We start from the raw sequence: 396 nt of genomic DNA on the forward strand, positions 1-396 counted from the left end.
ACCGGGCGTCCGCGCCGCTGCGGCTGGTTCGACGCCGTGGCCCTACGCAACGCCGTTAACATCAACTCTGTAAGTGGCCTGTGCCTGACCAAGCTCGACGTGCTCGACGGTCTGGAGTCCATCCAGATTTGTGTGGGCTACGCCGATGCCGATGGCAACGCTGTACCGAACCCCGTGGATTCCGACGACTACGAAGGCCTGCACCCGGTGTACGAAGAAGTCCCCGGCTGGAGCGATTCTACCCTCCGTGCCCAGTCGCTCGATGCGCTGCCCCAGGCGGCCCGCGATTACATCAAGAAAAGCGAAGAGGTTGTCGGTGCACCTATCGACATCATCTCCACCGGCCCGGATCGCGTTGAGACGATCGTGCTGTGTCATCCCTTCGGTTGATCATCT

Annotated in this window: 1 protein-coding gene; it reads left to right on the forward strand. The window is 61.6% G+C overall.

Annotated elements, in window-relative coordinates; genetic code table 11:
- Positions 1–390, forward strand: a 390-nt coding sequence (locus A3709_RS21825; RefSeq protein WP_197484364.1) for an adenylosuccinate synthetase, incomplete at its 5' end; no start/stop codon positions are given.
- Positions 391–396 lie beyond the last annotated feature (6 nt).

Origin of the sequence: Halioglobus sp. HI00S01 (assembly GCF_001635445.1) — a bacterium.
Lineage (GTDB): Bacteria > Pseudomonadota > Gammaproteobacteria > Pseudomonadales > Halieaceae > Halioglobus > Halioglobus japonicus.